Source organism: Bacillus sp. EB106-07-01-XG149 (assembly GCF_058791555.1).
In genome coordinates this window covers 437,050-447,383 of the sequence record NZ_JBYTDP010000005.1, presented here as the reverse complement: position 1 = coordinate 447,383, position 10,334 = coordinate 437,050, and the positions used below count along the sequence as shown (strand labels likewise).

The window sequence follows — 10,334 nt, the reverse complement described above, 5'->3', positions numbered from 1 at the left end:
ATACAAGGAGGAATATATATGGACTATGCCGATTTATTAATCAAACTAGGTCTCTCGGCTATTTTAGGGTTCGCTATCGGTTTAGAGCGCGAATTAAAACGGAAACCACTTGGTTTAAAAACTTGTTTAGTTATTTCTATTATTAGTTGCCTCCTGACGATTGTTTCTATTAAAGCGGCTTACAATTTGCCACATACCGATCATATGAATATGGATCCACTTCGACTTGCCGCTCAAATTGTATCAGGAATCGGTTTTTTAGGTGCCGGTGTTATTTTACGAAGAGGAAACGATAGCATTGCAGGACTAACGACTGCTGCTATGATTTGGGGTGCTTCTGGTATTGGTATTGCTGTTGGGGCTGGATTCTATATCGAAGCGATTTTCGGAATGTGTTTCCTTATGATTAGCGTCGAACTTATACCATTAACAATGAAATTTGTAGGACCGAGATCATTTCGTCAACGTGATATCGCAGTAAAACTTGTTGTGCGAAATATGGACAATATCCCAATTGTAATTGAAGAAATAAAAGAAATGGATATAAAAGTTAAGAATATGAAGCTCAAAACATTGGAGAATGGCTCTCACTATTTACATTTGAAATTATCTATCGATCAAAAAAGGCATACTGCTGATGTTTACTACGCCCTCCAGCATCTTGAAAGTGTCCAACAAACTGAATTAGAAAGTATGTAATGTAAAACAAACTCTCTTTTAAATTAGAGAGTTTTTCTTTTTTCTATAATGGTAACAATGAATGTAGTCCTGCAAAGTAAGGAGGAATAAAAGTTTGAAATCCCGTCCAAATTTAGTAGATACATTTCGTGATTCCATTATTTTTCGTTTAGTTTGCTTTATTGTTGTACTTACTGCTTCTTCTGGCTTCCTTATACATAGATTAGAGCCATCGCACTTCACCACATGGTTTGATGGAGTTTGGTGGTCAATCGTTACCATTTTCACCGTTGGCTATGGTGACTTTGCCCCGCATACACTAATAGGCAAACTTATCGGTATGGGGATTATTTTATTTGGAACCGGTTTTTGTTCTTATTATATGGTTCTGTTCGCCACTGATATGATTAATAAGCAATATATGAAAATTAAAGGAGAAGAAGCCGCTACCTCTAACGGTCATATGATTATCGTCGGCTGGAACGAACGGGCAAAACATGTTGTAAAACAAATGCACATCTTACAACCGAACCTTGATATCGTGTTAATTGATGAAACACTTTCTTTACTTCCAAAACCATTTCATCATTTAGAATTTATAAAGGGTTGCCCGCATCACGATCAAACTTTATTAAAAGCTAATATTACAACTGCTCACACTATATTAATAACAGCTGATAAAGAAAAAAATGAAAGCTTAGCAGATACACAGTCCATTTTAAATATTTTAACTGCAAAAGGTCTCAACCCAAACATTCACTGCATCGCTGAACTTCTTACTTCTGAACAAATACAAAATGCAACGAGAGCTGGTGTATCAGAAATTATAGAAGGAAATAAATTAACGAGCTACGTATTTACCGCTTCTCTTTTATTCCCTTCCATTTCAGGCGTACTATTCTCACTTTACGATGAAATCTCTGATAACAAATTACAACTGATGGAGCTTTATCCTTCCTGCACTGGACAAACTTTTGCAAATTGTAGCTATACTCTTTTAAAGCAAAATATTCTCTTACTAGGTATAAAACGCGACGAACAATATATGATTAATCCAGTCCATTCCTTTGTTCTCATTGAAAGCGACATACTCATTGTTATTCACCATTAAGAAAATGTTTTTCTAGTTCCTGCATGAGCACTTTCCCAATATTGATATATTTTCTTTTCACATCTCCATCTGGATCTTTCGGCTCAGCAAATTGATCCATTCCACTCGTTCCAGCCGTTAAAGTATTTACGTGATCATCTAGTTCGTCTTGATATACGTGCGAAAGAATATAAGGCGTTCCAAGACGGACTATTACACCAGGTACATCTAGCTCTCCATCTACTGCTGTAAATGGCACTCGCAGAAATTGATAGCCATCTTCTTCATCAATTTTATAATCAAAGCATCCTTTATTGTAATCCCAATTGCCACCAATGCTATACCCAAGTGGCTTCATTATCTCTTCTAACTTATATAACGCATATGTACGTCCTTCTAAATTTGATTGAATCGGAATCAAGCCCATCCCTCCTAGACTTTTTCTTTAGCATACCCACTCTAGTTTGAATATATTGATGGACTTTTCGATAAAATAATAAAAAGCGACCGGAATCCGGTCGCTTTTTATTATTTTAAACGCTCTTCTAATTCTGCTTTTAACTCTTCAAATCCTGGTTTACCAAGTAAAGCAAACATGTTTTTCTTGTATGCTTCTACTCCTGGTTGGTCAAATGGATTTACGCCTAATAAGTAGCCGCTCATCGCACATGCCTTTTCGAAGAAGTATACAAGGTAACCGAATGTGTACTCATTTAATTCAGGGATATTTACGATTAAGTTTGGTACTCCACCATCGCTATGTGCAAGTAATGTACCTTCGTATGCTTTTGTGTTTACGAAGTCTACAGTTTCACCAGCAAGGTAGTTTAATCCATCTAAATCGTTTTCTTCTGATTCAATTGTTAGTTCATGTGTAGATTTACCTACTTTCAGAACTGTTTCGAATAAGTCACGACGACCTTCTTGAACGTATTGACCTAATGAGTGTAAGTCAGTTGAGAAGTTTGCTGAAGATGGGAAAATACCTTTTTGATCTTTTCCTTCACTTTCACCAAATAACTGTTTCCACCACTCAGAGAAGTATTGAAGTGCTGGCTCATAGTTAACAAGCATTTCAATTGTTTTTCCTTTATTGTATAAAGCATTACGAACTACTGCATATTGGTAAGCTGGGTTTTCTTCTAGTTCTGATGTACCGAAGTCACCATGACCAGCAGCTGCACCTTTCATCATCTCTTCAATATTTAAGCCACTTACTGCGATTGGTAATAAACCAACTGGCGTTAATACAGAGAAACGGCCTCCAACATCATCTGGAATAACGAATGTTTCGTAACCTTCGTTATCAGCTAATGTTTTTAATGCACCACGTGCTTTATCTGTCGTTGCATAAATACGTTTGCGAGCTTCTGCTTTTCCATACTTTTCTTCTAATAACTTACGGAAAATACGGAATGCTAGTGCCGGCTCTGTTGTTGTACCTGATTTGGAAATAACGTTAATAGAGAAGTCTTTACCTTCTAATACGTCCATTAAATCTTTCATGTAAGTGGAGCTAATGTTTTGTCCAACAAATAGCACTTGTGGAGTTTTACGTTGTTCTTTAGATAGCGTGTTGTAGAAAGAATGGTTTAACATTTCAATTGCTGCACGTGCTCCTAGGTAAGAACCACCGATACCTACAACAAGTAAAATGTCAGAGTCATTTTTAATTTTTTCTGCGCATTTTTGAATGCGAGCAAATTCTTCTTTGTCATATTGAAGCGGAAGGTCTACCCACCCAAGGAAATCGTTCCCAGCTCCAGTTTTTTCGTGGATTGCATGATGTGTTACTTTCACTGCATCACGTAAATAAGTGATTTCATGTTCACCGATGAAGGATAACGCTTTAGAATAGTCGAACGTTACATGTGTACTCATCTTTTTCCCTCCAATAATGTATATGTATTTCTGTATTCACTTTAGCGAAACTGAAGTTGTAAATCAAGCGATTCAACAATTGTAAACGTAACCAAAATATATTTTTTAGAAAAAGTTCATTTTTTGCATAAAAATTCGCATTTTTCGGTATAGATGTATATACATCCTTTTTCTTATATTTTTTATGTATAAAAACAACATAACTACGCCATTCTATAAAGGAGTTAATTAACTCATCGCTTGCTCATGCTTCACAATTAAGGGGGGCTTTTTCATGAGTACTCTGCAACGTATCGCATTAGTCTTTACTGTAATTGGTGCTGTTAACTGGGGACTGATCGGGTTCTTCCAGTTTGACTTAGTGGCTGCCATTTTCGGTGGACAAAATTCAGCTCTTTCCCGTATTATTTACGGCATCGTTGGTATTTCTGGGCTTATCAATCTTGGTTTACTCTTTAAACCATCAGAAAATCTTGGCACTCACCCAGAAACGAACGAAATTCGCTAGTCAGTATGTCCTTACTTCACCTCCGACATACGAATATGATTGCATGCAATCATATTTGCAAATATATATCATAAAACAAAGTAAAAGAGGAACGCTCATATGCGCTCCTCTTTTACTTTGTTACCTCGGACTCTTCAATCCATTCTGTTAGCTTTTTTCGCAGCGTATTAAATCCGTTCTCAGATGGATTCGGTATAAGAATCCGTCCTTGTTTTCTTTTCGCCGCTTTTAACGATAAACTCATTTTTCTGTGTTCTTCATCAATTGAAAGTACTTTTACTTCTACTGTATCGCCGACTTTTAAAAAGTCATGAATATCCTTTACATATCCATTTGTAATTTCAGATATATGCACAAGCCCTTGTGTTTCTGCATCTAACGCTACAAATGCTCCGTAATCTTGAATCCCAGTCACTTTCCCTGTTACAACCACTCCAGTTGTATATTGTTCTGACATATGAAACACTCCCATACGTTTACCATTTTCTCTACAATTGTAGATAGCAAAGCAGATGATTTATTGTTAAATATCCGATTAGTTAGTACGTACCCTAACTAAAGCTACTCAGGATACGCATACCTTATATTAGTAAATTATACCACTATGACAGAACTCATTCAAAATTAACGAAAAATTTCCTAGAGTACGTATAATTCTCCAATATTGGGATAGAATACTAACACATGGCTTTCTAGTATTCCCCCCCTTTTATGGACAAAACGTATTCTGTTTTGTCCTTTTTTTATTTTCTACAAACCGTTCCATTCTCTTCATTGCTTCCATAAGTTGTTCAAGCGATGTTGCATACGAGCAACGAATAAATCCTTCACCACTTTCGCCAAATACACTTCCAGGTACAACAGCCACCTTTTCTTCTAATAATAACTGTTCTGCAAATTCTGCCGAAGATAGTCCAGTTGAAGAAATCGAAGGAAAGACATAAAATGCTCCGCCTGGCACATGACACATTAAACCCATTTCATTAAACGATGTCGTCATAAAATTACGGCGTTTCTTATAACTGTCTCTCATCCGAATTACTTCATCATTCCCCGCGCGTAACGCTTCAAGTGCTGCGAACTGAGACATTGTCGGTGCACACATCATGGAATATTGATGAATTTTGAGCATTAATTCCGAAAATTGAACAGGAGCTGCAATCATACCGAGGCGCCACCCTGTCATTGCAAACCCTTTTGAAAATCCTGAAATTAAAATTGTATGCTCACGCATATTTTTAATACTCGCGAAACTTGTATATACTTCGTCGTATACAAGCTCTGCATAAATTTCATCAGATAATACGATTAAATTGTACTTCTCAACAATGACTGCTATTTCTTCAAGCTCGGATTTATTTAACATTGCACCTGTTGGGTTATTTGGTGAACAAAGCAAAATTGCCTTTGTTTTCGCTGTAATAGCTGCTTCAATTTGTTCTGGTTGTACTTTAAACTCGTTTTCTAAAGTCGTTGCCACAGGAACCGGAACTCCTCCAGCTAATGTCACAAGCGGTGCATAAGAAACGAAACTTGGTTCAATAATGAGTACTTCATCGTCAGGATTTATAATGGCGCGCATCGCTACATCTAACGCCTGACTCGCTCCAACTGTAACAATGATTTCATCGTTTGGATCATAAGATACTGCAAATTGTTTTTTTAGATACTTTGCTATTTCTTGACGGAGTTCCAATAATCCTGCATTTGCTGTATACGACGTATATCCTTGTTCTAAAGAACGGATGCATGCTTGCCTTACATTCCAAGGTGTAACAAAGTCAGGCTCTCCTACTCCAAGAGAAATAACACCTTTCATATTTGCTGCTAAATCGAAAAACTTTCGAATACCAGATGGTTGTAAAGATTCTGCCGTTCTAGATAGTTCAAATTGCTTCATGGTGTCACCACAATGCGCTTATCATCATCGTTTTTTTCATAAATAATTCCCTCATGTTTATACTTTTTCAAAATGAAATGCGTTGTTGTAGAAACGACAGATTCAATTGTTGCTAATTTCTCAGAAACAAACATCGCTACTTCTCCCATTGTCTTTCCTTCTAATGTAATAGAAAGATCATATGTCCCTGACATTAAATACACAGATTTCACTTCTGAATAACGATAAATTTGTTCAGCAACCGCATCAAACCCAACGCCGCGCTTTGGCGTAACTTTCACATCGATCATCGCCGTTAAACCTGTATGTTCTTTCACCTTCGTCCAATCGATATGTGTTACATAATCCACAATAATCTTTTCCGCTTCTAATTTTTCAACCATCTTCTTTACTTCTTCTACTTCTATATTTAACAGCTTCGCTAATGTATCTACAGATAATCGACTACTTTTTTCAAGACAAGCTAATAATTCTAATTCCTTTTCTGTCACCATATAAATCATCCTTCCTTTTCGTTTGTGTCTAAATTATACAAATACCCTTTCCAGTTTGAAAAGAAGATTTTTTTAGTGAATTATGTCAAAATAAAGTGAAACTTTAATTCATGGAAAGGTTCACCCCATGGATTATTAGTTGAACCAATCGGGCTTTTACGAGCAGTTGATCTCCCACCTCACTTCTTTGCCTCAACCGTCTTTTTAGGTGGGAGTCTTACTGCTCGTTAAAGCGGGGTAAAGTGAAACTTTAATCAGCGGAAAAATGCGTGATAAAGCGAAAGGGGATGGAACCGTGAAACCAAAAATTTATATTGCTGAACCAGTTCCAACATTTGTAGAAAACTATTTATTAGAACACTGTGATTATGAAAAATGGGAGCAAAATGAGAAGGTACCTCGTGATGTCCTATTAGAGAAAATACAAGATAAAGATGGATTATTAAATTTCGGATCTGCTATTAATGAAGAATTATTAGCTGTAGCTCCTAACTTAAAAGTAATAAGCAACATTTCTGTCGGTTACGATAATTTTGATTTACAAGCGATGGAAAAGCGAAATGTAATCGGAACGAATACACCATATGTATTAGATGATACAGTAGCGGACCTTGTTTTCGCTCTTATGTTATCTGCTGGTCGACGCGTTTGCGAACTCGACTCCTACGTGAAAAATGGTGAATGGAACGCCGAAATTGGAAAAGAGCACTTCGGACTGGATGTACACCATAGTACAATCGGTATTATCGGAATGGGGCGAATTGGAGAAGCCGTTGCAAAACGAGCGAAATTCGGATTTGATATGAATGTTCTTTATTATAACCGTCGCCGTAAAGAAGAAGCAGAGCAACAATTCGATGCTACATATTGTGATTTACAGACGCTACTCAAACAGTCTGACTTTATTGTCCTTCTTACTCCATTAACAGATGAAACGTATCATCTTATCGGAGAAAAAGAATTTTCATTAATGAAAGAAACAGCAATCTTTATTAATGCTTCTCGCGGGAAAACAGTAGATGAAGAAGCGTTAATCCATGCGTTAACCGAAAAGAAAATCTTTGCAGCAGGCATTGATACGTTTACACAAGAGCCGATTCAAAAAGATAATCCGCTCCTATCATTACAAAATGTTGTGACTTTACCACACATCGGATCTGCAACATTAAAAACTAGGCAGCAAATGGCTATGACAGCCGCTGAAAATTTAGTTGCAGGGTTACAAGGAAAAACACCGCCTAATATTGTTCGTGGGTAATAATAAATAAGCGAAAGGCAAGATGACATCGTCATCTTGCCTTTTTTTGTTAACATATTTTTTTCTTCCTTGGAAATGATATGAACAAAAATCAATGGAGTGACAAAAAATGAATCACGAATATACTTGTCCTTATTTCACTTTTTCCACTCGCGGCACTACTATTCATTACGAATTGTATGAACATGACAACAAAACGGAACGTCCTACTTTCGTACTCGTTCACGGCTTTTTATCTTCCTCATTCAGTTACCGCCGCCTCATTCCTTTATTATCGAAAGCAGGAACAGTACTAGCTCTTGATTTACCACCGTTCGGAAAAAGTGATAAGTCTCATCTCTTTAAGTATTCTTATCATAATTTAGCAACGGTTATTATCGATTTAATTGAACATTTATCTCTCTCAAATATTGTGTTAGTTGGGCATTCTATGGGTGGACAAATTTCTCTCTACGTAAACCGTATACGCCCTGAATTAATCTCAAAGACAATTTTACTATGCAGCTCTAGCTATTTAGCACGAGCAGCCTTACCTTTACTGTACTCTTCTTATTTACCGTTCTTTCATTTATACGTAAAGAACTGGATTATACGGCGCGGGATTGTTCATAACTTAATGAATGTCGTTCATGATCACTCATTAATTGACGATGAAATGAAGGAAGGTTACTCCGCTCCTTTTTATGACAACCGTATATTCCCTGCTTTAACTCGTATGATAAGAGACCGTGAAGGTGACTTATCTTCAACTGAATTACAAAAAATAGAAACACCTACACTACTCATTTGGGGTGAAAAAGATCGTGTCGTCCCTGTACATGTAGGTCATCGGCTACACAAAGATTTACCAAATTCGAAATTTATTTCTTACGAAAACACAGGACATTTACTACCTGAAGAAAAACCTGAACATGTTTATGAAGAAATCATTGCGTTTTCCGCGCAATAATGTAAAAGGCTGTCGGAAATTCCGACAGCCTACAATGAACAACTTCCGCCTTCTTTTATTACAAGTAATTCCACAGCTAACTTCTCACATTTTTCAAGCGCAGGTACTTCCTCAAAAGACATAAAGTATATATGTTGAATCTTTTTTGCGATGTACTTTGGGTCGTCGAACACACTTACGACATTCACAACATCGCTCGCTTCTGTTTCATAAAACTCCGGTCCCATTTGAAACGGATCCCAATTCTTCACAACCTCTATCATCTTTTCATATGTACCCATTCGCTTCCCGCCTTTTCACTTTTTAATACTTTTCTTTATCCTATCACATCAGCTATTCTATAAGAAGAGAGAGAACTTTCATAACTTAACGGTTTTACAGAAGAAGGGGGCAAACTTATGCAACTATTTCATAAAACAGTCAATCGACGTGGTACTCATAGTACAAAATGGGATACATATAAAAACGAAGAACTTATCCACGCTTGGATAGCTGATATGGACTTTGAAGTACCACAACCAATTCAAACTGCTTTAAAGAAACGTATCGAGCATCCTATTTTCGGCTATACACTTCCTCCCGAAAATATTGGAGATACTATTTGTAACTGGACAAAAAAACAGTACAACTGGGATATTCAAAAAGAATGGATTGTCTTTAGCGCCGGAATCGTTCCAGCTCTTAGTACGAGCATACAGGCCTTCACAAAGGAAAACGAATCCGTTCTCGTACAACCACCTATTTATCCCCCATTTTTCGAAATGGTCACAACAAACAATAGACAATTATGCATGAGTCCATTACAGAAACAAAATGATACATATGCGATAGACTTCGATTATTTAGAAAAGCAATTTCAACAAGGCGTCAAACTCATGCTTCTTTGTAGTCCTCACAATCCAATCGGGCGTGTTTGGTCAAAAGAGGAACTCACACAACTTGGCACGTTATGTACAAAATATAATGTAATCGTTGTCGCGGATGAAATTCATGCCGATATTATTTACGGAGATCGTACTCATACACCGTTCGCTTCTTTATCTGAAGAATTAGCAGCATGCACGATTACTTGTATGGCTCCGAGTAAAACATTTAATATCGCCGGATTACAGGCATCGATTATTATCATTCCAAACGAAAAACTCCGTCAAACCTTTACATCTATCCAATATAGACAAGGTTTCCACGGATTAAATACATTTGCCTATACAGCGATGCAAAGCGCCTATACAGAATGTAACGATTGGCTAAATGAAATTCGATTATATATAGAAGATAACGCTCAATTCGCTTGTGAATATATTAAAGATCACATACCTGCTCTTTCTGTAACGAAACCAGAAGGTAGCTTTTTATTATGGATTGATTGCTCTCGCCTACAGCTTTCTCAAAACGAACGCACCACATTGCTTGAGGAAAAAGGGAAGATCATCGTTGAACCTGGTGAGAAATATGGATTAGGCGGAGAAGAACATATTCGAATTAACATCGGGTGTCCAAGATCTGTTTTAGAAGAAATCTTAAATAGACTGCGCCATACGTTTTCATAATAAGAAAGGAGGTAATTCGGGAAAAC

The 10,334-nt window shown here is 36.9% G+C and carries 12 protein-coding genes; 6 read left to right on the top strand and 6 right to left on the bottom strand.

Annotation, left to right across the window (positions count from 1 at the left end; translation table 11 throughout):
- The first annotated feature begins 18 nt into the window (after nt 1-18).
- Together AC3WTA_RS22060 and AC3WTA_RS22055 are read left to right on the top strand one after the other, a co-directional pair.
- Complete coding sequence (locus tag AC3WTA_RS22060; RefSeq protein WP_000384161.1) at nt 19-699, top strand: MgtC/SapB family protein; 681 nt, start codon at nt 19-21, stop codon at nt 697-699.
- A 94-nt stretch (nt 700-793) separates the two neighbouring features.
- The gene (locus AC3WTA_RS22055) at nt 794-1,789 is read left to right on the top strand and encodes a potassium channel family protein (RefSeq protein WP_000842340.1); all 996 of its coding nucleotides are present in this window, start codon (nt 794-796) and stop codon (nt 1,787-1,789) included.
- Here AC3WTA_RS22055 and AC3WTA_RS22050 read toward each other — a convergent pair.
- Together AC3WTA_RS22050 and AC3WTA_RS22045 are read right to left on the bottom strand one after the other, a co-directional pair.
- Nucleotides 1,776-2,189, bottom strand: coding sequence for a YugN-like family protein (locus AC3WTA_RS22050; protein WP_000612345.1), 414 nt, complete (start codon nt 2,187-2,189; stop codon nt 1,776-1,778). The genes AC3WTA_RS22055 and AC3WTA_RS22050 overlap by 14 nt on opposite strands.
- A 107-nt stretch (nt 2,190-2,296) precedes the next feature.
- Complete coding sequence (locus AC3WTA_RS22045) at nt 2,297-3,649, bottom strand: glucose-6-phosphate isomerase (protein WP_000103651.1); 1,353 nt, start codon at nt 3,647-3,649, stop codon at nt 2,297-2,299.
- Between the two features lie 274 nt (nt 3,650-3,923).
- Here AC3WTA_RS22045 and AC3WTA_RS22040 point away from each other — a divergent pair, with 274 nt between their 5' ends.
- Complete coding sequence (locus AC3WTA_RS22040; protein ID WP_000105789.1) at nt 3,924-4,157, top strand: DUF378 domain-containing protein; 234 nt, start codon at nt 3,924-3,926, stop codon at nt 4,155-4,157.
- A gap of 112 nt (nt 4,158-4,269) precedes the next feature.
- Here AC3WTA_RS22040 and yugI read toward each other — a convergent pair whose 3' ends face one another.
- From yugI to AC3WTA_RS22025, 3 genes are all read right to left on the bottom strand, one after another.
- A complete protein-coding gene (gene yugI / locus AC3WTA_RS22035; RefSeq protein WP_000003766.1) occupies nt 4,270-4,614 on the bottom strand; it encodes a S1 domain-containing post-transcriptional regulator GSP13 in 345 nt (114 codons plus the stop codon).
- A 252-nt stretch (nt 4,615-4,866) separates the two neighbouring features.
- Nucleotides 4,867-6,057, bottom strand: a complete 1,191-nt coding sequence (locus AC3WTA_RS22030) for an aminotransferase (RefSeq protein ID WP_000808542.1) — start codon at nt 6,055-6,057, stop codon at nt 4,867-4,869.
- Complete coding sequence (locus tag AC3WTA_RS22025; protein ID WP_000255701.1) at nt 6,054-6,551, bottom strand: Lrp/AsnC family transcriptional regulator; 498 nt, start codon at nt 6,549-6,551, stop codon at nt 6,054-6,056. Before AC3WTA_RS22025 ends, AC3WTA_RS22030 begins: the two co-directional genes overlap by 4 nt.
- 265 nt (nt 6,552-6,816) lie before the next feature.
- On the opposite strand from AC3WTA_RS22025, the gene AC3WTA_RS22020 reads away from it, so the two are divergent.
- Together AC3WTA_RS22020 and AC3WTA_RS22015 are read left to right on the top strand one after the other, a co-directional pair.
- Nucleotides 6,817-7,809, top strand: coding sequence for a 2-hydroxyacid dehydrogenase (locus tag AC3WTA_RS22020; protein ID WP_002096238.1), 993 nt, complete (start codon nt 6,817-6,819; stop codon nt 7,807-7,809).
- 109 nt (nt 7,810-7,918) lie between these two features.
- Complete coding sequence (locus AC3WTA_RS22015; protein ID WP_001015205.1) at nt 7,919-8,758, top strand: alpha/beta fold hydrolase; 840 nt, start codon at nt 7,919-7,921, stop codon at nt 8,756-8,758.
- A gap of 29 nt (nt 8,759-8,787) precedes the next feature.
- Here AC3WTA_RS22015 and AC3WTA_RS22010 read toward each other — a convergent pair whose 3' ends face one another.
- Entirely contained in the window at nt 8,788-9,039 is a 252-nt protein-coding gene (locus tag AC3WTA_RS22010; protein WP_000537642.1) for a YugE family protein, read from the bottom strand.
- A 117-nt stretch (nt 9,040-9,156) separates the two neighbouring features.
- On the opposite strand from AC3WTA_RS22010, the gene AC3WTA_RS22005 reads away from it, so the two are divergent.
- Nucleotides 9,157-10,308: a MalY/PatB family protein gene (locus AC3WTA_RS22005; RefSeq protein WP_001175863.1), complete on the top strand. Its 1,152-nt coding sequence runs from the start codon at nt 9,157-9,159 to the stop codon at nt 10,306-10,308.
- Nucleotides 10,309-10,334: the final 26 nt, after the last annotated feature.